Below are 24,895 nucleotides of genomic sequence, written 5' to 3'. Positions count from 1 at the left end.
GGAAGTCGTCTGGGGGGAACGCCTCGGAAGAAACACGGAACGGGTTACGAACCACTGCCCAACGCTTGCGCCGGCCCATGACGGAGTAGCCCCTGCGCGCTCGCCGAGTCAACCGACCGCGTGGTCCCGGGGCGCCCGCCTCCGGCGGAGTGGAGCTTGCCTGAAGAGTTCCGATGCGGGCAGGGGGTTTCCCGTCGCCGGCCTCTTCATATGCAACCGGCAAAACCCGTTTTCATTCGCCAGGTTTGGCGGACTTACCTCCTCCTTCGTCGCAATCGTCTTCACCGGAAGGAGAGGTCTCTCTCCGCAACCGGGGATACGCCCTCAAAAAAGCGTCCACCACGTCGGGGTCAAAGTGACGTCCCCTGCTTCTCACAATATAGTCCAACGCCTCTTCGGGCGTGACCGGCGCCCGGTAACAGCGCTTCGAAGTCAGTGCATCATACACGTCGGCTACCGCCACGATGCGCGCGGCAAGGGGAATTTCTTCACCTTTCAGCCCCGTGGGGTAACCCGTACCGTCATAGCGTTCATGATGAGAATACGCGATCTCCTGCCCGATTCGTATAAAACTCTCGTTTCCCAACCGTTCGTCAATGGCCTTGAGAGCGTCGCCCCCTATGGCGGCGTGCTTCTGGATCACCTCGTACTCTTCGTCGGTGAGCGGCCCCGGCTTGAGTAAGACGGCGTCCGGCACCGCCACTTTACCCAGATCGTGCAATGCACACGAATCCGCGAGATCCTCAATGAACTTCCGGTCCATTTGATCGCTGTATCCGTCGGAAAAAATCAGCTCTTCCGCGATGGCTTTGCACACGCACCTCATTCTAGCCAGGTGTTCTCCCGTTTCCTTGTCCCTGGATTCAGCCAGCTTGGCCAATCCGAAAATGGCCGCTCTCTGGGTTTCGACCAGCATTGCCTGGCGCTCGTGCAGCTCTTCGATGTTTTTCATGAGGGCCTTGTGCTTCTCTTCCACCACATTTTCGAGGCCTTCGGAATAACGTTTCAGTTGATTCCGAAGCTCTTCGAGATGAATGCGGGAAATATACTCTTTCCATCTGAGTTGGTAATTCACATACGCCGCAAAAATCACGATGGCCAGGGTGCTGACTACAAACGAATTGTTGGACAGGAACAGGGCGAGGTGCTCGGGCCGCTTTGTCAACAACAGCGCCGCCGTATAGATCAGATAGAGTAAAATACAGTGAGTTGCCGTGCGGCGTGTGTCCAAAGGAAGGATTACGGTGAATCCGATGAATACCAAATTCAAACCGGCGTAGTAACTTGTAGTATACCCTCCCAGGTCCAGAATCATTTTGATGATGCTGAACCCCACCAGGTAGTAGCCCGCCACTCCCAGATAGAAGCTCTTGAACCCCAGATCCGCGTACCGATTAACCAGATAAAGGACAAGGCAGCCTCCGGAGGCCAGAGATCGGTACAGCGCGAACGTGTTGAAGAACTTGGGAAACAGCAGGTAATCGATCAATCTGAAGAGCGGCACGAAGATCACGCCCATCATCAATATGAAACCGACCCTGCCGCGGACGAGCGGTTCCTGGTCCTTTCGAAACCGTCCTTCGAGATCTTTATCCCTGTGCTTCAAACCGTCAGGCTTCCCTCAGGTTGCTTTCTGGCCACTGCAAACAGATTTATTCCTTCGGATTCGGACAGTACATCGATGTTTTTTCCGAACGGTGTATTGAGAAAAATGTTCCGAAGATCATCTTCACTTCTATGAATCAGATTCCATTGCAGCAGATGTTCCATCATGGCCCTGTTGGGATTGTTCAAGCCGAAGTTGCCCACCACAAACACGCCTCCGGGCTTCAGATGTTCATAACTTTGTCTGGCCAACGCTTGGAGCAACTTCCGATCCAAATAGTCTGTCAAACCCGCGGAATAGATGATGTCCATCTGTCCCAATTTGTGCCGGACACGGCCGAGGGCCCATTTTATCACATTGTCCTGCATAAATCGCACGGCGGCCCGATGGGGAACAACATTCACGTGCCGGTTGGTATACTCGAGGGCCTCCGTATCCGCATCCACGCAGGTCGCCTCGATGGATTCCGTCCGTTTGTAGCGTCCGAGAAAATCGAACAGCTCCCGATTCGAGCCGCAGGCCAGGTTCAGAATACGGGTCGCGGCTTCCCGCGATCGATGTTTTTCACACCACGATTCCAGAATGGAGCTCAGCAATTCCCTCCGCCCCCGAACGGCTCGCGCCGCTGCCGTATTGATGCACCACTCGTCGACCAGCCTGCCCAACTTGCCGTCTCCGTCCGGTCGGTTCTGATAGATCATTTCCATCATGAGGAAGTCGCCCGCGTAGCCTTTGGGTTTGTAAAACGCTCGCTCTGCAAACCGGCTCCTCATGAAATAGGGAAATATTTCCTTGAACACGAACCCCCATAAGTATTCTTCAATTTGCTCGTCGTCGATCAGGGAGATGCAATCCTGGAGCCCGTCATTGAATCGATCCAGTATGCCGCGGCACTCCAAGCGCCTCTCTTCGCTGACCTCCTCTCCCTTCTCTCGCTGCAACTCGTAACCGAGACCGAAAAAATCGGCCTTGCACTGTTCCACGAGGCGGTTCACCAGCCGCCATTCCTCCGTGACGAAAAGATGTTCCGGTATCGCTCGCGCCTCCCGGAAGGTTCTTTTGCCCGTCGATAACGACGCGGCATATCCTGTGAGCGGCTCGCGATCTTCCAGCACTCGTCGGAATTTGTTGCAGATGGACTGAGCCATCAAGGTAACGAAGCTCCCATAGAGGCCCGGATCCTCGCTCCGGATCCGGAGCACCTGATCCCGTTCCCAGATCCGAAGGGTCGAATTCTCCACGGCCCGGACATTACGCACGCGGGAAACCCCGTCGAAGAAGCCGATTTCGCCGAACAGCTCCCCCTGTCCTATGAGAGCCACTACGATATTGGTACCCTTCGTAGAATACGAAACCTCCACGGTCCCTTTTTCCACGTAGCAGATCGATTGCGAATCGGAACCGCTCGCCATGATCACGTCGCCTTGGCTGTATTTAACAGGTTCGGAAGCCGACAGTATCTTCTCAAATGCTTCACTGTCTATTTCTGCAGCCGCTACGTTGTGAAAAGGCTCCATCGAGGTTTCCTGTCCCGACATCACGAATTCCCTCTCTCAATTCGGTTATCACCAAAGATCACTATTAGCAGGGGGACACTCTTAATGTTCAATTACACGTTTACAATACACGCGATCCGCATAACGGAATCCATGAAATCCTATGTCTACATGGGTAATGCTATAGCAAAAACAAGTGGGACGCAACGGCTTATGCGTTGAACCGATCCTTTCAATGCAATCAGACGACCTCTATCGCTCACCTTCTCATGACGACGATGCTGAAAACGGTTCAACCGCCTTTTGAATGTAAGCCCTCAACGGTTATTCCTACCAAAGGGTTTTCTGCCGTTGTTTTTTTGGAGCGGGTTTTTTCCTCACCCGTTCCAATACCACCAGGCTGGGGTCCAATTCGGACAGAAACCGGGAAGGTTTGGACGACCGTCTCCGCCCCCAAACGACTCGGTTCTCACACCGGGTCAGAACCAGCCGGTCCGACGCCCGAGTCATGCCCACATAGAACAGCCGCCGTTCTTCCTCGATGTCCGTGACCTCTCCTTCTTTCTTGTATGGCAACAGGTCTTCTTCCAATCCCACCACGTACACCACCGGAAATTCGAGTCCCTTGGCCGCGTGAAGCGTCAACAGAAAAACGGCCTCCGACCGCTCGTAGAATCGTTCCGACGGGTTTTTCAAGTTGAAGAAGTCCAGAAAATCCCGCGCCGATTCCCGGGCCGGCGCCGGGTCCAAGGAGGTTGCTCGCTGTGTCAGGTGCTCCCACGCGTAGAAGGCCTCCGATCTTGAATCCACATTGAGAAGATTCCCGATCCGATTCAATAGCTCGGCCATAGTCCGCCGTTCGAAGTCTTCGGAGAGGACGACAAGCTCCTCCCTTAACGGACCCAGGATGCTTTCCTGCGCGGTGGTATGGGGAATATAGGAGCTCAGAACCGCTTCGATGTTCATTTCCGTTTCCAGGGCCCCTCTTCGAAGTGCGCTTAGAAGAGCTTTCGCTGGAGCGCCCCATCGACATCGAATCCATGAAGACAACGCCAGATCGTCCGACGGATTCGAACAGAAGCGAACCAGACTCCAGGCGCCTCGACACGAATCGCTCTCATACAGAGGGTCCCTGGCGGCCTCTTTCCAAGGGAATCCCGCCTGTTCGAGGGCCTTTCGAATCGGCTGCGCCAGGGCATGGGTCCGAAACAGGACCGCCACATCCCCGAAGTGAAATTCCGACTCCGAGTCCTCTCCGCCGGTCTGCAGGCGGCGGACCCCTAAGCTGTGCGTCCCCCCGATCAAACGCTCGATGTCCCGAGCGATGAAATCGGCCTCGGCCCTTTCATCGTCAACCTCGACACACCGAAGAGGTTCGCCCTGTTCCCGATGGGCCCGGATCACCGAGGACACCCGCTCTTTGTTGTGGCGGATTACGCTTCCCGCCGCTTCCGCGATGGTCGCAACGCAGCGATAGTTCATGGTCAGCCGCAGAACTCGCGCCCCCGGGTACTCATTTTCGAAGCGAAGGAAGCGACCGGTGTCGGCTCCGCGAAATCCATAAATGGACTGGTCGGCGTCTCCGATGGCGAACAGACGACCTGTGTCTGCCACCCATTTTCGGACCAGCCGATGCTGAAGCGGATTGACGTCCTGGTATTCGTCGATCAAAACGTGCGCAGGCGTCGATGCTTCGTAGTCGGGGAGTTCGAGGGCTTCGATCAGAAGGTCGTCATAGTCCAGCACCTTCATTCGTTTCAGGGTCTTCTGATAGATCTCGAGCGCTTCCCGCCACCCCGCAAAGGGCTCGCCATCGAGGCACCCGTTCTTGGCGGAGGAAAATGCGTTCAGTACCTCCGTGCCCGTGGCTTCGCACGCAGGCATGACCCCACTTTCGAGCAGCATTCGCACCAGTTCGAGTTGGTTTTCCCGATCCAAGACGCTGTACGAGAACTCGCCCTGCTTTTTCTCATGATCCTGCCGAAGCAGATGTACGCACCGGGCGTGTATGGTTCCCGCCCAGATGTTCTGCAAGGTCTCCGGAGCGTCCGCCATTACGCCCGATAAGCGCGACTTCAGCTCTTCGGCCGCTTTGCGGGTGAACGTAAGAACCACGATGGACGCCTTTGGGGAAGAAGGCTCTCCTGCCAAGCGGGCGATTCGCCGGATCAACGTGTGCGTCTTTCCCGTCCCCGGTCCCGCATTCACCAGAATATACGGTTCGTCCGCCAGAACCGCTTCTTTCTGCTCGGGATTCAAATCGGATGTGAAGTCCATGGATAATGAGTTTCCTGCGCCGTTGTTTAGTACATATAAGTGTGGGAAAGGGGCCGCGTCCGCATACCTCTCCGCGACCCTTCATTATTCGACCGATATCAAGTTCCCCGACGATGATCAGGTCGAAGAAATCCTCCAAAAAATTGAAACACGAGATACAAGTATCACTAGAAAAATCAACTCACTTCGTTTTCTCCCTTGGTGTATTGCGTGCGGTTAGTGGTTTCCCCCTATCCAGGTTTTTGACTTCCTTCACCGCCTCCATGAAGTGACGCTCCACCGGCGATGGCTCTTTCAGCATCTTTTCCCTGAATTTTTCATGTTCGCTGCGCGCCTTTTCAATGGCCGTCTCGTGGCTGATTGTGCCCGCGTGTTTGAGAATGTCCCGCTCGCTGACTTTCAAAAACTCGTCCAGCTTGGCAATCCAGTCCTTCATGTACATCGGCTTTCGGTTTAGGGCCTGCAACTCCGCAAAATCGAGGTAGATGGCGACGATCCGGTTGAGGGTGTCCAATTCCTCTAAGGTTAAATAGTTTTTGGCGATTTCGCTGCCGGCTTGCGTGGGCTTGGCTCCTGTCCACGAGGTGAGTCCCATATTGGGTTTGGCGGCATCGGCGCGTGCGGAGATAATTTCGGCCGCGGTATGACCATGTGCCGCCCAGTGTATTTTGTTCTGCACCACCTGAAAAAACTTGTGGGACATGTTAGTGTTCGGGTCGTAGTCGATGCTTGTGGCGTAAATATCGAGCACCTTGCGCCAGAAAACCTTTTCCGAGGAACGAATGTCCCGGATGCGGGCCAGCAACTCCTCGAAATAGTTGCCACCGCCCGACTGCTTGAGCCGTTCGTCGTCGAGTGCGAAGCCTTTGATGATATATTCCCGAAGTCGCTGAGTGGCCCATTGCCTGAACCGGGTGGCTATATGGCTCTTGATCCGGTAACCCACTGAAATGACCACATCCAGCTTGTAAAACCTGAGGCTGCGGCGGACCTTTCGATTTCCCTCGGTTTGAACCTGTAAGAAATCCTTGCAAGTTGCCGCCTGGTCCAATTCACCTTCCAGGAAGATGTTCTTCAGATGAAGCGTGATATTTTGAGGTGTGGTCTGGAAAAGCCTGGCCATGTCGGCCTGGGTCAGCCAAACCGTTTCGTTTTCAAGCCGCACCTGGATGCGCGTGCGGCCGTCTTCGGTTTGGTAGAGGACGATTTCGGAGCGATCGAACTTGTCCGGAAATTTGGTCATTTGCGTGCTCCAAAATAATTAACCACAAAGCGGCTTCTTACCGAGGTCTGCCGCTTGTTCGCCGGCATTGTGCATCGCCGAAACAAGCGCATGGGTTCGAACCAGGAGATGTGAAGTCCATGGATAATGGGTTCCCGCGCTGCAGTTTCGTACAGATATCTATCGTGAGAGAGGAAAGGGGGTCGAGAATGCAAACGCCTCCACGCCCCTTCACAATTCGATCACTGCCAACCGAGTCTATTCTATTCAACGTGTTGGAAAAAGCGAGGCGTTTCACGCGCAGTGGAAACCGGGCGACTTCAGGTCGTAGGTTTTTGGGTCACGGGATTGAGTCATTAGTCGCGTCAAATCCAACGCCGCCTCAGTTAGCGCCCCGCTTACACGTTAGGATGGAACTCGATCGGGTCGGTTCAGGGACAAAGAGAAAGTGAATTCATAACCGCTCTTCCTCTCAATTGTATTTATCCGGCCGAGCCGCCCACACGGTGAGCATAAGCTCCGTGTCATCAATCAGCCGATACTGCGGCTCGCGACCGCTCAGTTGACGGCTGCGTTCCAGAATAATCGGGACCCCCTCGCCTCGTTTATCCATCATGTGGGATCTGTGCGGGGCCCAATCCCCGCCGCCAACGGGACAGCGGGCCAGCAGACTGGTAAGCGTTTCATTGCGGGCCGATTGACGGTATGGAAGGCTTTCTATGGTCATTGTGTTGGGGATCGTTCCGGGTGAATAGATCTCCAGGCGGTCGGCGAACATTTTTAAGCGGATCTTCGAACCGTGAATCGAGTAGTCACGGTGCGCCACGGCGTTTACGACCGCCTCGAAAATAGCGGTCATATCGTATTCGGGCAGGTCTGTGCGTCCCTGACGTTTTATCGCTGCGACCTTCATGTTCTTCCTCACGAAGGCGCAAGTATCTGTGATTTGCTTGTCTAGCGGCCCCGATATATCGGACGCATCGAGCTGGTAGATCCCGTCCTCGCCGGTGCTAACTGTAGTTCCCCGATAGGCTACGGCCTGAACAAACGCATTGGGCAGCCATCGTCGGGGCTCGGGCGTCGCCATGAGAACACCCGCCACCGTGGGGCGAACCACGCCGTCTCCGTCCTTTCGCGCCATTCCGAGTTTGATCGGGAGATCCTCGGCCAGGCCGCCCTGATTCAAGCCGGCGAAACGGCGACAGAGCGAAGGATCCAATTCATCGAGCCGGCTGCCGGCTACGGTTTGTTCATCAAAATGGATGAATCTGGTCTGGCTGCGTTGTTGAAAAAGCCGCGCCAGGTAATCCGGCGGCATCTGGCGCTTGGCGCTGCCGATTCGGTATAGATAGCCCCCCGGGCTCTGGTGAACGAACAGGCTGCGGGGCACCTCCACCTTAATGATCGGGACTCGAGTTCCTGTCGCATCGGGAAGAAAGAGCCGCTCAATGACAGGCGCAAGACCCGGCTTGATGGAATCCGTGCAAACCTCGCGCACAAAATCTTCAACCGTATCAAGATGTTCTAACGGGATACCGGTGGCGTCTCGGGTCTCATCTTCCGCCCCGAGCAGGCATACTCCTCCCCGGCTGTTGGCCATTGACGCTAGTTCGTCGGCAAGACTGTCCCGATGCGGAGCGGCGACTTTGCCCCCCGCGAATCGAACAGCCTTCGATTCGAGGTAGGTGTCTTCGCCCAGTCGCAGCTTTTCTAGTAATTCCGCAATGGTATCGAACATGTCGTTCCTCTTTCCCCTGCCGTTTCCGACTCCGTTTTAGTGATCTTATACCCCGTCTTCTGAACACAGCGTCGGCTGCTCGGCCTTGACTTCTACGCCGGAAAGCCCTTCTTCCAAAAGCGCCCCCCGGTTGGCGACGATCTTCTTGAGCAGTGCAGCTTCCATCTTGCCGGAATCGTTCTGACCCGCGAGGACATTGAGGCCGGAGTGAAGCGGCATGAGCAGCGCTGCATCACCCTCGCCGAACATTCGGAAGTTCTCTATACGAAGTTCAGATAGGTACATCGGACGTCACTCTCTGTCGGTGTTGCCGGCAACTGCTTCCTTGATTCCAACTAAACCCCGTTTCCCCATACTCCAGCACTTAAATCCTGCCGCGACTTGCCAGGATGCCCAAGCCGCTTTGGCGCAGGCATGTGCGACGACTTGGCTGGCGACTTGAGCGGCCATTTCCCATCGGGGCAGGGTCTCAGGGTCAGGCCCACGCATTTTACAAAAATATTTTGAGCGGAATTGGGTTGCCTGGTAGGAATTGACCCGGTATCCGACCGAGACAATAGCATCAAGATTGTAAAACCTTGTTTTGTATTTTTTATTGTCCGCAGCAGTTGTTTCCAAAATGGAAACAACTGAATCCTCATCTAATTCTTTGGAATCAAAGACATTTTTTAAATGTTTGTTTATTGCCGGAACCTTGACGCCAAACAACGTCGCCATGCTTTTCTGTGTAAGCCAGACCGATTCATCCTTCAAAAAAACCTCTGCTTTTACTTCGCCGGCTGCCGAGGTATAAAACAGAAAGTCTGTTCGGTTGTCGGGTAGATAATCCACGACATTTGCCCTCCTGCCATTTCAAGCAACAGGCCTGAGAGATATTAGGCCCCGACTCTATATATTCTACCAAGATATATTTACCAAAAAACGTGCATTCTTATCACTTCGACGGTTCGTGATAAGGTTATCCTATCAGCCCTTCTCATGGTTCCATCCGTCATTCTATTACCCTCTTTATTACACCCTTTAACGGTATTACCCCTTTTAATCCTTTCGCCAAAGAGCACCGGGACCTCGCCCAAGACATTCGACACCCCCTTTGGCCTGAAGATCCCGAAGAACCCTGCGAACCATATCCCGGCTTACACCCGGACAAGCTCTCTCCAAATCGCCCAGTGAAAACTCAGCAGGAAAATTCTTGATGGTCCTTGTATTTTCCGGCATCCCAGATCTCCCCTCGGGTAAGGCGATGGAGCTGTAGAATGGTCTCTTCGGATATATGGAGTTTCGCACCCTGCTCATGAATCCAAGTCAGCGCCTGCCGGTATCCCCGGACTTCCTCTTCATCTCGATCCTGCAGGAGCGGCTTGCCGAAAACGATAGTGGCAACTCGTGATTGATCGACCTCCACGCCCTCGATTCGATTGGACGATACCGCGCTTTCAATGAGGGCATGCTCCCGGAGAACCTTGAGACGTTGCGGCGACAGACGGGTGAACAGCTCCTGCTTACCTCGCGCTTCACTCAGGTCGGCAAGATACCAGGCTGTGGCAGCGGGCACGGATTCGAACTTACGAGAAAAAAGCCGCAGGGTCATCATGGCTTTTCCTTTCCGCCGGCATCCAGAACGAGGTCTAAAGGCCGTCGGAAGAAACCCTTGAGGAAAAACTTCAGGTCCATGCAGTGTTCAGAGGGTTCCATACAGTCCGCCTTCAATAGAATAGCCCTCATTATATGACATCTCGTCCGTTTCTCAAATAGTTTCAGAGAGTTTCTATGCTTTTGACTAGACAGGCGGCCATCGGGTCCGGCGGAATAGGCCGGAACTCCACGGCGGAGGCGCTTACGGTTCCGGGAGCCGCTGTGGAAGGGCCTCCCTTCGAAGCCGACGCCTGCAATCCAAACCCTTTTCATACATTGACACCCGCCTGCCCATGGAATAGCTTGATGGATATAGAGATAGGGTCTCTCCTCAGGGGCCCGATCCGGCCAACCCGTTAAGATCCCTATCAAACACGAAAAACAGCGATCGCTCTCCCATGACACGAAAAGCCCTCATGATCTGCTCGCTGCTGTCGATACTTCTCTTGACCCTGATCTGGGCGTCCTACAAGGCAATGAATCCGGAATGGACCCAATACCAGAAGGCATGGGACCAAACGAAAAAACCGGCCATTGTCGAGGTTCGCATCCCGCAATGGAACGTTGTCGACCGCTGCCCTACCTGCCATATCGGATTGGAGGAAATCAGTTCCGCTCATCCGGTCGAGGCGTTTGGATGCACCATCTGCCACGGTGGAGACGGGCGCTCTTTGGACAAGGAGGCGGCGCACGCCGGCCTGCTCGGAGCGCAGAATCCCTCTCGACTGGACGTCGTGGACCGCACCTGTGGAAGAACCGCTCCGGACGGTGCCGCCTGTCACGGGGGCCGGACGGACCTGCACCGGAGCCAGACGGAACGCGTTCCCAGGGCGCTCATGGCGACCATGGCGGGCGTCATCGCCTCGCTGCGAGTGGTCTGGAACGCTCAGGACACGATGGAACCCCGGTTTGCATCGCAGACCGTCGAGTCCCTGGACGGCAAGAAGCGACTCGATCCCGTGCCTTTTTTTGGCCCAGCTCAGGCGCCCAAGGGTCCGAACAACAGGCCGGAACTCGAAGACAGGACGGGACACCCCATATCCATATCCGGCCAATGGGCCGACGACCAATGGAGGAAATTCTGTTCGCGATGCCATCTTTGGAACGTTCGGGAAGAGGGCCACAGTGTGCACGGCGAAGGATGCGTCGCCTGCCATGTTTCCTACTCCGACGACGGGCGCTACCATGGAGGAGACGTCACCTTGAAGCAGGCGGCCCCGGTTCGCGGGGCGAAGCATCGCCTGACCACGGCTATGGAGGTATCCCAGTGCCAACGCTGTCATAATCGCAGCACTCGTATCGCTCTGAATTATCAGGGACTGATGGAGTCGGACGGTTACGGGACACCTTATCACCAGGGCGAAATGAACGCCACCCGGCTGAGCGGAGGACGAACGGCCTATCATCTGGCTCCCGATGTTCATTTTGAAAAAGGCCTGCATTGCATCGACTGCCACACGGGAAACGACGCCATGGGGGACGGAAAGATATACGACCGCATGAGGGACCAGGTGGAAGTGGCGTGCCCGGACTGTCACGGAACCTTCGAGGCCCCGCCTGAATTGCACCAAATCGAAGACGAAGGGGAATATTCCGTCTGGGCCGCCCGGTACCTGAACATTCCGCCGAACCGGCCCGGCGACCGTGTCGCCCTGACAGGCCGCAAAGGAGTCCTGATCAACGTGCGGCAGGAAGGAACGGATCTGGTCCTCTATTCGAAAGTAGACGGGTCACGCCATCGCATCAGCGTCATCACAGGCAAGAGCGGGGCGCACGGAATCACCGGCCACAGTTCCTCGAATATGGAATGCTACGCCTGCCACACGAGCTGGGCGCCTCAATGCTATGGATGTCACGACTATCGGCAGGAAGACGCCCTCCATTATGACGCGCAGGCCCGCGTCCCTTCTCCCGGCCTGTGGCTGGAAACGCGCGATTATTACCGCTTCGGCCGTCCCGCGTTGGGACGCAACAGCAGAAACAAGGTGGCTCCCTTCATACCGGGATGTCAGGTGCTGTTCAACGCTTTGAATTCCGACGGAAATCTGATCGAACCCTTCAACCGGTTCGTATTTCGGGGTGAGCTTTATGGCAACGGCATTATCAGCACTCCGGGATTTCCTCACACAGTGCGGACCGAGGTCCCCGGATGCCACGAATGTCATGCGGACCCCAAAAGGTTGGGCCTGGGAGACGGTGTGGGTTCATGGAAACCCGGTGAATTTGTCACCCTGTCGGATCCGGGTGCTGAAGGGCTGCCTTTCCGCTATTCTTTGGAGGCCCTGGCGGACAGCGAAGGCAGACCCAACCAGGGTCAGTCCCATTTGGGAGCGCGACCCTTTGATGGTGGCGAACTGAGGCGGATATTCGCTGTCAACCGCTGCCTGGTCTGTCATAGAAGCGAATTGGATCCGATCTATTCGGATTTTAGAAAAAGCCTCGAGGAGGCCCTGAAACCGAAACACAAGCAGCTCGAAGACGATTTTCTGGCCGGAAAGACCGACATGCGCTTCATTCCGCCGGATCCTACCGAAGCGGTATGGGAGCCGGAGGAATCCCAACAGGCTTCACCTTGACGGCCATTCCGACTTTGGCGACTGTTTTTCGCAATTTCGGGAACGTTATTCCGGACGAACTCAGTGAGATCCGGAAGACAGCAAGCTGCTGTCCGTTTCACATCATAAGCCTGTTTCACATCAACAGGCGAGAGAGGCTTCCCGTGGCTGCGCGCCACCCGGATGGTCTGTGCTGCCGTTGATTCCGCGCAGACCAATGCACCCACCAAAGCGCCTCAAGCGGACGGCGTGGCGCTCGCTCAAGGTTTTTCGCGGGGCGGCTCGGAGGGGCGGCTTTTTCCAAAAAGCAGTCCCTCCGAAAAGTCACACGGGATGAGGCACGGATTCTATCGGAGCGGGCTTATCCAAAAAGACCATTCGTCGGAAAACGCGGACCCCGAAATATTGGTTTCACGGATGAGAACGTTTCTTTCGTTTTTAACAAGCACGGCTGACGCGTGAGGTCCTTGGACCGACGTCCGGGCAACGATCACTCCCGAGACCATGATCTCCGGGTGGGCGGGCTGGGCCGCAGACCAATCGAGCATACTTTCATACTGAGCTTCCAGGTCCTCCAATGCTTTTTCGGAATGAGCCAGTTCTTCCTGCCGATCATCGATCCGTTCAATGAGTTGCTCGCGATCCTGTCCCAGGTTCTCCAGGGTCTTCCCGGTTTGAATGATTTTCGTGTCCAGTTCCGCCGCAACTTTTTCCAGCCGGGCCACGTTCAGCGGCTGTTCGTCCCGTCGAGCCTGTGCGAGTTTCTCTTCTACCAGTGCGAGGTCGGCCTTGCCTTCCATCAACGCTGTCGACGTTCCGGCCATCTTCCTCTTCAGAGTCACGGCCTGTTGCTCCAACCGGGTCAACATGGATCGAAGCCCATGGATCCATTCATCCTTTTCAGACATCAACGTCCGGATCCTCTTGGTCTCCTGTTCGGTGATTTCATCGATCCCCACGCTAAGAAGACAGGGTGTCGAGGGAACGGAGCCGATATCGACCGCCTTAATCCCTTTTTTTGCCGATATTCGGGAGGAAAGTATTTTCCCTTGCTCGGTAGTGACTCGGCCGCACGCCGTAATCCGTGAACCGTGGATCTCTTTTTGTACTACGACATCTCCCAAGGCTCGAATGGCCGCGTTCTTGACGAATTTAGCCCGCACATTCCCGCCGGCGCGCAAGCGTCCTCCGATAATTCCTCCCGTAACCACTACGTCGCCCTCGACGTCGATCTCCGCTTTCTGTATCTCCCCTGCCACAAGCATGCCGCCGCGAATACTCAAGCCGTCCCTTACTTCCCCCTTAACGACAATATATCCGTCAAATTGAACGGGCCCGGTCTTTGAATTCACGTCTCCCGGTATACGAAGTTCGGGCAGTACACGGATCCTCCCGTCGATGGTAACATTAGGAATGCCGTCGATGTCGGCAAAAAGCCTCAGCCCGTCTACGGAAGTCTCCGTCCCGGGTCCGTGGGGAATCCGCGAACCTCTAAATCCGGAGAGCACGACAGGTTCTCCGAAGACGTTTACGCCTTCATACCCTTCAATCGGTACGACCCACTGGGCGATCAGATCTCCTTGTTTCACCCGGGGGATCATTGGACGTTCCTCGGAATCCGCGGCAGCCATCTCCGCACTCGCGACTTCTTCCAGACGACGGGCAGGAAAATATAGTTGTAGAGGCTCGTCCGTGTCAGGCGCAGGCACTTTGCCTTGAGCTACCTTGAACGGCATCCGCGCGTACGGTCCGTCCTCCAGAAAAGCCTCTATCTGTTCGTCGTCCAAAATTCCATACGTTATATTGAATTCCTTCAACTTCAGTTTGATGTCGTCAACGGTGATGGTGGAGAAGGTATCGATCTTCGGAAGGATAAACGCCTCCAACTGATCGTCCGACACGGAAACATCGAATGCTTCCTGTCCGGAACCGGGGTGCTCGGCAGCATGAGCGGACTCCGTGAAAGCGACATTGAAACTCTCACCGCATTTTTTGCAGGCGACGGTTCTCCCTTCGAGGAATTCAGGAACTCGGTATTTCTTGCGGCATGAGGGACAGGAAGTGATCGCTTTGCCTTCGGATTCCATTCAGTACCTATGGGCTGTCAAACGTGGAGAAATAGACGTACACATTTGCCGGTGACGAACCTGCTCGATTGATCCGTCCGTCCTCTGCGCGACCGGCCGTATCGAGGATTATCCGACCGTCATCTTATGAAAACATGAGCCATGGGTCAATCCATCCATCCCGCTCGTGTGGCCGGCCGGCCTGGTTAGGCAGCACGTTCGCCCCTCCCTGTACCCGCTTCTTTTCCTTTAGGAGTTCGAAAAGCAGTCCGGTTCAGCCAAATGCCCCGCAGAAGGACTCCATCACACCGATTTTACAACCCGCTTTTACCGGCAAGGGATTTCTGATACTCTCTAACACCTCGAGGTAAACGGCTATTTCGAGGAGATGCCATTCAAAATCAGAGCGCTTTCATCAAATCGTATTTTTGGACGCAGCCGACCATCTTTGCCGGATTTCTCCTCTTGATCGGCAAATGGCTCCTATGGAGCCGAACTCCGATTCTCGCCTGTTCGTTACTCGTCATTTCCGCTTTGGCTCCGGCATGGGGTTCTGTAGACGGATGCAGATCCTGCCACAAGGACGTGGAAGAGATCGGTCCCAGCCACGCTTTTCCCTGTTCCGACTGCCATGGAGGAAACAACAAGGCCGACACCTTGCCGGAAGCGCACAACGAACTCGTTTCGAATCCTTCCTCCCTGGATGACGCTCAGCAACGTTGCGGTCCCTGCCATCGGGATGAGGTGGAAAGGGTACGACGTTCCTTGATGGCCACCGCCGCCGGGATAATCAATCAGACCCGATACGTGTTCGGTCGTCAGGAAAAAGGATCGCTCGAGTACGCCACGGCTCCCGTCGACCGCCTGAAACAGGTCCCGGAGCCTTCGGACGCGGAAAACGATCTGGTGGACGACCTGCTTCGCAGACGCTGTCTGAGGTGCCATCTCGGAACGAGAGGCGCCCGGCGTTTTGGCGATTTCAGGAGCGAGGGATGCGCCGCCTGTCATGTACTTTATGCAGACGACGGGCTCAGCCTCGACATCCACTCCAGCATCGATCCGAAAGAACCCGAGGAAGAAAGAAGAGGGCAAGGTCACCCGATTCGGCACGGATTCACAACCCGGATCCCCAACACCCAGTGTGCGCACTGTCACAACGGAAACCGAGTTGGGGCCGACTATCTGGGCCTTTTCGAACGGGACTATCATGAGGCTTATCGTTTCCTATCTCCGGATGGAAGACAGTTCTATCCGAAATACGGTCTCGACCACCATCGACTGCTTCCCGACGTGCATTTCGAGAAGGGCCTTCATTGCATTGACTGCCACGTTCAGTCCGAACTCATGGGTGACGGCAACATTTACGGAGTGGCTCGCGATGCTCTGAAGGTCACGTGCCGGGATTGCCACGGAGACCTGCGCCGGAGACCCGAGACCGTGCCCCCCTCCGCCCCACAACGCTCGAATCCTATCGATCCCGAACCGCCGATGGACCGAACGGTCCTCGCAAAAAGCGGGGATCGGATTTCAAACGTCCGCCTGCAGGAAGAGCGACTCGTTCTCACCTCAAAGGTGACGGGCCGACGACACCTCGTGCCGGTTCTTCTGGACATGGATACACAGCCCACGGATCACCGCATTGTGGAACACATGGACGGCATGACGTGTCATAGCTGCCATGCGGCTTGGTCGTTCCAGGATTATGGACTACATCTTTTCCGTGAGGATGTGCCTCGATATGAGAAATGGCGACCCCTTTGGGCGCAAAACGACCCCCAAATCCAGGAGTTGCTGGGGAAAAACCTCTCCCTGTTGGAAGAACAGTGGTCCGCGCCCGTCACCAAAGACTGGATCGATTCGAAACAACGGTCAGGCGCCTGGTATTCCGGTTGGAGCATGCGGCGATGGGACGGCAACGTTCTCGGACGGGACCCGAGCGGTCTGGTCCGGGTGTTCCGTCCCCAGTATCAATATATGATCACCTGGGTGGATGGAACCGGAACGGTCCGACTGGACAGCGTCATTCCACGCACACTTGACGGCCAATTGGGATTTGCCATGAACCCCTACGCACCCCACACGATCAGGAGACAGGTGGTCCGTTGCGAAGGCTGTCACCTGAACGCCAAAGCCGCCGGGCTCGGAGCCCTTCAAATCCGTTTGAACGGCGATAAACCCGTTGCCGTACCCCTTACTCGTCCCAGACTGGACGGATTGGACATCAGCTTCCAACTGAGCCAAATGGTGGATCTGACAGGTCGTCCGGTCCAGGTATCCACGCATGGCGGTGCACGGCCGTTCAATGCGGACGAACTCAGGCGCCTCCTCAACCCCACCCGGGCCTATCAAAAGTACCGCCTTGAAGAGTTGGGTTACCAGTAGCCCCATACCGTCAATACGCCCAATAGGACCATGGTCAGAAGAAACGCCCGGACTTCCGGCAAACGCCATTTGAATAATGGATCGTCCTCCGCGCTCGGACTTCGCCGAAAAAAGGGTAGGGCGGCCCAGAACGCCAATAACAAAGCCGGAAAAACAAGCCCCACCAGCCAGGCTGGAAAATGCTTGAGCAGTTCCTGTATACCGGCGAAAAACCAGGGCGCTGTTTCCTCCTCGCTGCTTCCCGGAGCGGACTCGAAGGGGGCGGCCCAAAGAACGGAAACCAGGATGCAGGCGATCAGCAGGACCAGCAGACACACCAATTCCCTGTACAACAAATCCTCGCTGCTGACTTTGCCGTCGGATTTCGTGAACATGCTCATGACGTTCGTTGACCGGTGTTCAATGCCTCGCGGTAGAGGCTGGGCTCGGCAAGCGCGTTCTCGTTTACGATGGCGTTATATCCGTACGGATCGGTGTCGCCTTCCGTATTGACGCATAACACGTGATCGTTTTGCGTTAGATTCAAACGTTCCCACAGTTGCCGAAACGGCTCCAACCGTCTCACGGCGATCAGACCGGCCAGTCCGGCGGCTCCGGATTCGCCGGATACCACGGCCGGGTCTCCCTCCATTGGACGCGCCAGTCTCCGCATGGCGTGGGCGGCCATGAAATCCGGTATGGAAACGTATGCATGTACGCGCTCGCAGAGGATTTGCCAGGCCAGGGGATTGGGTTCTCCGCACGCCAGTCCCGCCATGATGGTGGACAGGTCTCCGGTCACGCCCACCGGTCTTAGAGCCCCGGTTCGTCCGGATTCGAGTAAACATGCGGCCTTCACCGGCTCGACCAAAACGAACAGAGGGGCCCGGTCCGCATAACGTTTGGACAAATACCCAACGCCCGCCGCCGCGAGGGAACCTACGCCTCCCTGCAGGAAAACAGCTGCAAGACGTGGGACCCCGGCGGCCTCGAGCTGATCCGCGGTTTCGGCGAACAGGGTGAGATACCCCTGCATCACCCATGTGGGTATTTCACGGTATCCATCCCAGGACGTATCGGAGACAACGATCCATCCGCGTTCCGCTGCGTCCCGCGCCGCCCGGCGCACCGCGTCGTCGTAGTTCCCCGGTACGATCACCACCCGCGCCCCCAGACGCTCGATAGCCGCAATGCGAGCCCCAGCGGAATTCTCGGGCATGTAGATGGCTGCTTTGTGCCCCAGCAGTCGGGCGGACCACGCCACTCCCTTGCCGTGGTTGCCGTCCGTCGCCGTTGCAAAGGTAAGCCTGCCCAGCTTCGATCGGGCATCCTGACCGGCCAGTTCCCTGAAATCCAGTCGTTCGTTCCCTTTCCGTCCCAATCTCTTGTTGAGCAACCGAAAGAGGGCCCAGGTCGCGCCTAGGGCCTTAAAGGATTTCAGCCCGAAACGGTTCGCCTCGTCTTTGATCCAGACCGCTTTCAAGCCGAGGCTGCGACCGAGACCAACCAGGCCGTGCAACGGCGTGATCGAGTAGCTTGGAAGTGTTCGATGAAACGTCCGGCAGGTTTCCGCAGCCGCGGCAGACAACAGGTTTCCGTCCACACGAGGGTGCGCGCGAGTTCCAAAGCCTTTTCCTTCCACCCATTCCATCGCAACCGATCTCGGGGCCTCCCTTTCCAGACTCATCACCCGGGGGCCACTCCGCCGGAGACGGATGCTCAGCGGGCAATTGCCCGGCGAAGGAAGGCTCTCGATCTATGCTCCGGACATCGGAGATTCTGCGGTTTCCTAGCCGGAAACGTCGTACGCCAGGTCGTGTTCGGGCGCCGCTTCAACGACCATCTCGATCTCCACAGGCACCCCCTTGGGTAAACCGGCGACACCCACGGCGCTTCGGACGTGTTTCCCACGCTCACCGAACAACTCCACCAGCAGGTCGGAAGCTCCGTTTACGACTTGAGGCTGTTGTTCGAATTCCGGTTGGGATCGCACAAACCCGGTGACTTTCACTATCCTCTGGACGCGGTTCAGATCGCCCAGAAAATCCTTCAGCGTTGCAAGCAGGAGTAGAACCGTACTCCGGGCGGCCCGGTATCCTTCATTCACATCCAAGTCCGCCCCCAGGATTCCCTTCCATTCCGCGGGTTCGCCCGGAAAGGTCAAGCCCACCGGAATATGTCCGGATGTGTATACGTAAGGTCCGGTTTGCAGCACGGTGACGTAGTTACCCACCGGACTGGGAGCCTTTGGCAGTTGGAGACCCAGTTTTTTCAGCTTGCCTTCGATATCCATGATCCACCTCCAATTCACACGTTCGTGAGAGCCTATCAGCACAGGCGCCGTGTGCGATGCGCCGGCGACCCGTTTCACACCTCTATCCGCACCAGCTCGATGCGATCTTCCCGCGCGTTCCCCAATCCCAACGTATCCGCCGTGTTCAGCCAGACCGGCGCCCGGTTCTCATCTTCCAACGACTTCATACCGGCTTCTTTTCGTTTCTCCTCGATCCGACGCCATCCCACCGCATCTACGGCCACCGGATCCAACCCCGCCAAAAGGCTCGATTCCGCCCACCGGTAAGCCGGGTTCAAGGCGGGTCCCCCATGGAATTGCGCATGCGTGGCGTCCACCAGGGAAAGGCGCCATTTGTCCTTCAACAGGGGCTGAGAACACAGATCCGCAATATAGGGGTCGCACCGATTGTCGTGATACTTGTTCGGGTTGTGGATCGCCCCGAAGAAGTTCTTCATGCCCGCACTGACACCGCTCAAATCATGGTCTTTCAACACCCCTATACCAATCACGATCGTGGCGAAACGCGTCAGAATACGCGAATAGCAGGACCCCACACTTCTGTGTACAAAGGGCTCCGATTCATAGCCCGGATCAAGGGCGTCCGTGCCAAACACCCTGAAATCCTTGCTTTCCGTCTGGATATCGTAACCGGCCCGCTGCAATTCCCGATTGCTCCGGTCCCACAGCACGATGTTTCCGGGCTTCACGCCAAGAGAGACCAGTTTTCGGCAGAGGGCCCAAACCAGGGGAGGCTTGGGAGACAGTCCCGACCCGGCCAGGCAGTTGAGTTTCAGGGCAACCCGTTCATCGGGGCCAAAGAGACGCGTCGCTTCCTCGAATTGAGCGAATACGCTCTCGATCATCCTTTCCGCGCAATCCTCCTTCAGCGCTCCCGAAGAATCCAGTGCCCCTTTCGAGTGAGCCTGGAGCACCATCGAACGCTCGGGCCGGTTCGCCCCGGACGTGACCTGCCCGCCCAGCGCCGCCAGAAAGAGCCGCCTCGAGATACTACCCTTGTTCATTCCAGTTTGCTACCCCGATCAGTGCCGCTTCAGGCGGGAGATCCTGAACCGATCACTCCCCAAAAACCCGAGCCGTAAAGGTGTATATTTCTGCTCCGTCTTTCCACGCTTTGTCAGGAAGCCCCGCCTTTCGGCATGCCTGCGTGAGAAACGCTTCCCGGTCCCAACCGAATTCCAATGGCACCTGCGGAAGCAGCAACCCGCTACGATAGCCTTGCCGGATGTACAAGCCGTGCTTTCCGATCTCAATCCGATCCGTATCGTCCAGTTTCCGCAGCGGCGAAAGCACGGAAATCTCGATGCGAATTCCATCGAGTTCCTCTTCTTGGACCGGACCAAAACGGGGATCCTCGAAAGCCGCCGCCCGGGCCATGTCCGCCGTTGCCTGTACGATAGGCTTTACCCCGACTATGGTCCCGATACATCCCCGAAGCATCCCACTCTTTTTCAACGTTACAAAAAGCCCCTGTTTCGTATTCAGACAAGGATCTTCTGAAGAACAAGAGGGGGCGGGTTTCCCTTCGATCGAACAGGTAATCGTGCGCCGCGCGAGTTCCAGTAACGTCTTCCGGTGACTTTCATTCAAGTCCGTTTCGAGTTGCGCTTGGCCCGGCGCCTTTAACGCCACTGCCGCGGTATATCCCACGACCCGCGTCATATCCCCGGTCACTTCTCCGGAATGGGCGTAGGTCAGAACTCTGACCTGGTTGGCGCCCAGCTTTCGAGCGAGAAGAAGCGTTGTGACAACGGGTGCTCCTCCGCACGCTTCACACTTCCCCTCTTCGAGGTCCCTAAGGAGACCCTCGGGCTCAAACCGGCTAAGCCTCTCGAGAAAATAACCATCCAACCGTCCGGCCTCTTCCGAGTTATGAAAATGGGACAGATCCGTACTGGCCAGAATCAGGGGAGGCTCGGTCATATCCTTTATGGAAGCGTACAGGCTATCGGCAATAAGGGAGCATTCCTGCATGGTTTGTCCTCCCATCAGCACGGGCACAAAGCGGAAATCGCCGAGTACGACCTGGAGAAAAGGCACATGAATCTCTACGGAGTGCTCCCTCTCGTGCGCCTCCGGGATGGTTTTAAACACGGCTCCGGTTTCAAGGATTCGCCGAGCCAGGTCCAGGTTGACGGGAACCGTCCCCAGCGGCGTTTGATACCCCTCCACCAAGGCGATGGAAGCGCCATGGAATCGGGCGTAATGGCTCGGGCCGATAATAATCACGTTGCGGACCCTTCCACTCTGAAGTCGTTTGTACACGTTGGCCGCCACACGTCCCGAGTACTTCAGTGCGGCATGGGGCACGATCCCTGCCAGGATCGTGCCGTCCGTCTTCTCGTCGTCGACCTCATCCAGGAACGCCTGGATTGTTTGTCTCAGCTGATCCGGATCCTCCGGATACCAGGTTCCGGCCAGATTACAGGGTGGGACCGGGAGCCTGTCCGGAGCAGCGTAAACCCCAACCTGTGAAGATGCGCAGAGGAAGGAAACAAAGGCCGATACGATCACCCATCTTCTACACATCATCTTGCACCTCCAGGATTCGTACGTCTATTTCCGGAAAAAGGCTTCCCGTTACGACTCGGAGGAACTCACCGCTTTGAAGCATCCTCCGCGCAACCTCCGCTGCCACGGTTTTATCCACCGGCAAGTCATACTTATTCAGAAACGGAATCCGGAAGGCGCCTAAGGGCGCCCCTTTGAATAAGCCTTGCGGATGAACGGCCAAACGCGTCAGGGCCTCCGGCGTGATTAACGAGCCGAAGGGCAACCCGGTTACAAATTGAAACTCGTCCATCGAAAAGACCCGTTTTTCAGTAAATGGCTGATTCACGGCCTCGAGACCCATAACTCCAACCACCAGATCGGTTCCATCGGGTATGACGGGTTCGTGGGCTCGAGGCGCCTTCAATGGCTTTCTCGAAGCCCCGTCCGCTTCCACCAGGACATGGATGTCGCCGATACATTCGAAAAGCTGGGCCAGTTCAGCTCTCGAAAGCCCGGACACTTTCTCGTCGGCCCGTAATCGGTCCCCCAGGGTGATGTGGCCGTAGCGGTCGAGCAGTCGATCGAGGCGGTCCTGTGAGATGCCGTTTCCCTTCCCGGTCAATTCCAGAAAGGGGGTCTCGTCAGGGGTAGGTCTGAAGATTTTGGTGGAAGTGGTGGTGATGACCCGATGTCCCGTAGCCACGAGTTCCCTCGCCATGGCGAACATAAGGCTTGTTTTCCCTCCAGCCCCCACAAGACTGATTCTCCTACAAGCGTCCAGTTTGAATGCTGAAGACAATGGAGCCGATGACGAGGGTGAACATTCGCGCACCGTGTCGGACGCTTGTTCTCTCAGCCTTCCGAGGTCGGAAGGATCGTCCAGATCCAACCCCAGCGCCGGATTGACGGCCACGGGCTCGATCCACTCCGGATGTTCCTTCAACAGTTGACGAGCACCTTCGTCGCCCGTCAGTCTCTCGAGCCGGGACAGCAACGATCGATCGAACACGATCGGGTGCCCTCTTCGAGGCCCGTAGAAAGCTGCGCAAACAGGCTTGTCCGACTCCTGAAAACGACGGATGACCGAATCGATGGTCTGTGCACGAAGAAAGGGCTGATCACCCAGGAGCACCATGATGCCGTCCATGTTCTCCTGTTTGATCGCGGAAACGCCTATGGATAGAGAGCGTCCCATTCCCCTCTCCGGTTTGGGATTCGAGATGACGACGAGTTTCGGGTGATTCAGGAGATCTCCCAGGGCGTTCCGGACAGACGATTCGTAACCGCCCAATACGAGGACAACTCTTTGGAGTTGGGAATGAAGGGCTGCCAGTATGACCCTCTCCAAGAGGCGTTGCCCTTGAATCATGAGCAATTGCTTGGGATCGCCCATGCGGCGAGAGAATCCCGCGGCGAGAATCACCCCAACAATGGAATCGCGAGACATCAAAGAACACATTCTACAAAAGGACGAATTCGACGAACCGTTTCCACTCCCAGTACTCGCTTTGTCGTAAGTTCTTCAAGTTGTCCGATGGCCCCATATTCCAAGCGGTACCGGATCAACCTTTCGGCTCGCCGGCGGCTGAGACCCGGAACAGCGGTCAGCTCGTCCAGACCGGCATGGTTGATGTCTATCTTAAGGCCCAGTGCGAGCCGTTTGCGGGCCTCCATTGGGCAGATGCGGACTGAATCTTTAGTGGGCCCACCGACCCATTCCACCACAGATCCATGGACTATTACTGTTTGGAAGGAGGAGGCGACTGCTCCTTCCTTGGATTCGAAGCCGGCCCTACCGAGCACCCTTTCCAGCGAAGGCTCCCGGTCAAACAGACTTACGAGGGAAGAGTCCTCCGGCCCTCTTATCTCGACGGCAATGGGACCAGTGGGGGACCCGGTCTTCGGTCTTGACATCGAAACACTCTCCCGGAAGCAGATAAACTGTACGATCAACAGGATCAAAGCCAGAGCCAAGGCGGACACTTGTACGGAAACGGCTGCGCCGCTTCGAGGGATGCCTCCCCGGCGCCCCACGTGGGATTCTCGAGGTCTGCGTGTCTGATCACCCATATCAAAACAATTATAGGGGATGCCGAAATGTTTGACCAATGGAAAAATGCGACGGGGGATAGAGGAGGTAACGGTTTGTTACAGGCGTGCAAGCAGGGAAAAGAACTTTCAGAAACCGGGGATGAAGTGCTATGATATGTTTTCTGAGGGAAAGACGAGAATGAATCCAGACTTCGCCTGTTCCGGAAATGTTCCTGGAACCCGGTTTCAGATGACGCGCGGCTCACTTTCGAAAGACGGTCCGCAGGGTTTGGGATTCTATCCGTTTCAAAAGGCTCAGGCAGCGTCTGTTAGAAAAAGGAGTCCTGTTTATGACGGAAAAGGAAGCTATTCTGGGACTGATGATGGGCGAGCGCATCAAGGCTTCTCTCATTGTGGGAAACACTCTGCTTCAGATCATGGAAGGAATGAGGGGCGACGAGCTTCGAGGAGCTTTGAGCCTGTTTTCCGTGTATTTAAGAATGATCCAAAACGAGGTGTCTGTCGCGGAACGTGTGTCCCCGCAAAAGGAATGGCAGGAAATACAAAAATCGCTGGAAACCGGTGTTGTCATGGTGGATTCCGGAGTGGTGTTCGAATCGTCTCATCATTTAACCGAAGCCCTGACCCGAGCGACTACGATAAGCAACCGTACCATGAAGTTCTTGCAGGAGAAAAACCTTGTTTAGTGGATACGCGTCCATCGACGCGCAACGGCCCAGGATTTCGGTAGGAGCAAGACGGGTGTCCGCCGCCTGAATGCGGCCGAAACTGCGGCGAGCTAGGCGACAGTCTTGGAAACAGTCCGGTGGCAAGAATCACAAAAAAAGTAGTTCGGCCCTTCAATTATTTGACCGCATTTACGGCAAACACGTTTCTTGTTTCTCATATTCGCCTTCATGCGGTTTTCTTTGCGTATCGACTTGACAGATTTTCTTCTGCTCATGGTGTCATCTCTTTCACGTAAATTTGCGGTTCCACACACAACATACCGCAGTTTGATTATTATACCTAACTCGTGGAAGATGTCAACTTAACTTGTCATTTACCTTGTCAATGGAACTATCTAGGGGCAAACCGAAC

Annotated in this window: 18 protein-coding genes and 1 pseudogene; 3 read left to right on the top strand and 16 right to left on the bottom strand. The window is 56.0% G+C overall.

What is annotated here, in order from left to right:
- Nucleotides 1-232 precede the first annotated feature (232 nt).
- The 8 genes and pseudogenes from HY788_14590 to HY788_14555 all read right to left on the bottom strand — a co-directional run bounded on the left by HY788_14590 (nucleotide 233) and on the right by HY788_14555 (nucleotide 9,933).
- Entirely contained in the window at nucleotides 233-1,606 is a 1,374-nt protein-coding gene (locus tag HY788_14590; protein ID MBI4775373.1) for an HD domain-containing protein, read from the bottom strand.
- A complete protein-coding gene (locus tag HY788_14585; protein MBI4775372.1) occupies nucleotides 1,603-3,123 on the bottom strand; it encodes a cyclic nucleotide-binding domain-containing protein in 1,521 nt (506 codons plus the stop codon). Before HY788_14585 ends, HY788_14590 begins: the two co-directional genes overlap by 4 nt.
- Nucleotides 3,124-3,432: 309 nt before the next feature.
- Nucleotides 3,433-5,379 (bottom strand): ATP-dependent helicase, encoded by a 1,947-nt coding sequence (locus HY788_14580; protein MBI4775371.1) that lies wholly within the window; start codon nucleotides 5,377-5,379, stop codon nucleotides 3,433-3,435.
- A 181-nt stretch (nucleotides 5,380-5,560) separates the two neighbouring features.
- Nucleotides 5,561-6,622 (bottom strand): virulence RhuM family protein, encoded by a 1,062-nt coding sequence (locus HY788_14575; protein ID MBI4775370.1) that lies wholly within the window; start codon nucleotides 6,620-6,622, stop codon nucleotides 5,561-5,563.
- 451 nt (nucleotides 6,623-7,073) lie between these two features.
- Nucleotides 7,074-8,339, bottom strand: coding sequence for a putative DNA binding domain-containing protein (locus HY788_14570; GenBank protein MBI4775369.1), 1,266 nt, complete (start codon nucleotides 8,337-8,339; stop codon nucleotides 7,074-7,076).
- Between the two features lie 45 nt (nucleotides 8,340-8,384).
- Nucleotides 8,385-8,588, bottom strand: a complete 204-nt coding sequence (locus HY788_14565) for a hypothetical protein (protein MBI4775368.1) — start codon at nucleotides 8,586-8,588, stop codon at nucleotides 8,385-8,387.
- 42 nt (nucleotides 8,589-8,630) lie between these two features.
- Nucleotides 8,631-9,056 (bottom strand): virulence RhuM family protein, encoded by a 426-nt coding sequence (locus tag HY788_14560; GenBank protein MBI4775367.1) that lies wholly within the window; start codon nucleotides 9,054-9,056, stop codon nucleotides 8,631-8,633.
- Between the two features lie 321 nt (nucleotides 9,057-9,377).
- A pseudogene (locus tag HY788_14555) lies at nucleotides 9,378-9,933 on the bottom strand (hypothetical protein).
- Between the two features lie 439 nt (nucleotides 9,934-10,372).
- Here HY788_14555 and HY788_14550 point away from each other — a divergent pair.
- Nucleotides 10,373-12,550, top strand: a complete 2,178-nt coding sequence (locus HY788_14550; protein MBI4775366.1) for a hypothetical protein — start codon at nucleotides 10,373-10,375, stop codon at nucleotides 12,548-12,550.
- Between the two features lie 326 nt (nucleotides 12,551-12,876).
- Here HY788_14550 and HY788_14545 read toward each other — a convergent pair whose 3' ends face one another.
- Nucleotides 12,877-14,616 carry a DUF342 domain-containing protein gene (locus HY788_14545; protein ID MBI4775365.1) on the bottom strand — a complete coding sequence of 580 codons (1,740 nt, stop codon included), beginning with the start codon at nucleotides 14,614-14,616 and terminating at the stop codon, nucleotides 12,877-12,879.
- 444 nt (nucleotides 14,617-15,060) lie between these two features.
- On the opposite strand from HY788_14545, the gene HY788_14540 reads away from it, so the two are divergent.
- Entirely contained in the window at nucleotides 15,061-16,977 is a 1,917-nt protein-coding gene (locus HY788_14540) for a hypothetical protein (GenBank protein ID MBI4775364.1), read from the top strand.
- On the opposite strand, the gene HY788_14535 is transcribed toward HY788_14540, so the two are convergent.
- The 7 genes from HY788_14535 to HY788_14505 all read right to left on the bottom strand — a co-directional run bounded on the left by HY788_14535 (nucleotide 16,968) and on the right by HY788_14505 (nucleotide 23,677).
- Nucleotides 16,968-17,351, bottom strand: a complete 384-nt coding sequence (locus tag HY788_14535) for a hypothetical protein (GenBank protein MBI4775363.1) — start codon at nucleotides 17,349-17,351, stop codon at nucleotides 16,968-16,970. The genes HY788_14540 and HY788_14535 overlap by 10 nt on opposite strands.
- 2 nt (nucleotides 17,352-17,353) lie before the next feature.
- Nucleotides 17,354-18,643, bottom strand: a complete 1,290-nt coding sequence (locus HY788_14530) for a diaminopropionate ammonia-lyase (protein ID MBI4775362.1) — start codon at nucleotides 18,641-18,643, stop codon at nucleotides 17,354-17,356.
- Nucleotides 18,644-18,745: 102 nt separating this feature from the next.
- The gene (locus tag HY788_14525) at nucleotides 18,746-19,249 is read right to left on the bottom strand and encodes a RidA family protein (protein MBI4775361.1); all 504 of its coding nucleotides are present in this window, start codon (nucleotides 19,247-19,249) and stop codon (nucleotides 18,746-18,748) included.
- Nucleotides 19,250-19,323: 74 nt separating this feature from the next.
- Nucleotides 19,324-20,274: a DUF362 domain-containing protein gene (locus tag HY788_14520; protein MBI4775360.1), complete on the bottom strand. Its 951-nt coding sequence runs from the start codon at nucleotides 20,272-20,274 to the stop codon at nucleotides 19,324-19,326.
- A gap of 52 nt (nucleotides 20,275-20,326) precedes the next feature.
- Nucleotides 20,327-21,802, bottom strand: coding sequence for an AmmeMemoRadiSam system protein B (gene amrB, locus HY788_14515; protein ID MBI4775359.1), 1,476 nt, complete (start codon nucleotides 21,800-21,802; stop codon nucleotides 20,327-20,329).
- Nucleotides 21,792-23,210, bottom strand: a complete 1,419-nt coding sequence (gene yqeC, locus HY788_14510; GenBank protein MBI4775358.1) for a putative selenium-dependent hydroxylase accessory protein YqeC — start codon at nucleotides 23,208-23,210, stop codon at nucleotides 21,792-21,794. The genes amrB and yqeC overlap by 11 nt, the downstream gene beginning before the upstream one ends.
- Nucleotides 23,210-23,677, bottom strand: a complete 468-nt coding sequence (locus tag HY788_14505) for a helix-hairpin-helix domain-containing protein (protein MBI4775357.1) — start codon at nucleotides 23,675-23,677, stop codon at nucleotides 23,210-23,212. The genes yqeC and HY788_14505 overlap by 1 nt, the downstream gene beginning before the upstream one ends.
- 467 nt (nucleotides 23,678-24,144) lie before the next feature.
- On the opposite strand from HY788_14505, the gene HY788_14500 reads away from it, so the two are divergent.
- Nucleotides 24,145-24,501, top strand: coding sequence for a hypothetical protein (locus HY788_14500; GenBank protein ID MBI4775356.1), 357 nt, complete (start codon nucleotides 24,145-24,147; stop codon nucleotides 24,499-24,501).
- Nucleotides 24,502-24,895: the final 394 nt, after the last annotated feature.

This window comes from Deltaproteobacteria bacterium (genome assembly GCA_016208165.1).
GTDB lineage: Bacteria > Desulfobacterota > Desulfarculia > JACQYL01 > JACQYL01 > JACQYL01.
Note: the sequence above shows the minus strand (reverse complement) of the source record. Positions and strands in the feature narration are given on the sequence as shown.